Here is a 236-nt window from a genome sequence, read left to right as displayed (position 1 = left end):
CCGTACCCAGCCGGAACAGCCGCGTCGAGGCACGCAGCCGGAGCAGGTCGAGAGACTGCTCGTGGGCGCGCCGGATGTCGTCGGGTGCCGGCTTCAGCCGCGGGTCGGCGAGCAGCGGGGCGAGCACGTGCCAGGTGGACGCGTTGTCCCGCTCGGGCGGCAGCCCGGCGGCGAACCCGTTGTCGGTCATCGTGAAGTCGAGGTAGTTGAACCAGTCGCCGGAGTTGTACGAGTTC

Annotated in this window: 1 protein-coding gene; it reads right to left on the bottom strand. The window is 70.3% G+C overall.

Annotated elements, in window-relative coordinates; all coding sequences use genetic code 11:
- On the bottom strand, nucleotides 1-236 hold a 236-nt coding region (locus BN358_RS23040; RefSeq protein WP_157593328.1), incomplete at both ends, for an alpha-1,6-glucosidase domain-containing protein.

The organism is Sedimentibacter sp. B4, from assembly GCF_000309315.1.
In the GTDB taxonomy this organism is placed as follows: domain Bacteria; phylum Bacillota; class Clostridia; order Tissierellales; family Sedimentibacteraceae; genus Sedimentibacter; species Sedimentibacter saalensis.
The sequence above is the reverse complement of the archived record's forward strand: the minus strand, read 5'-3'. Positions and strand labels throughout refer to the sequence as shown.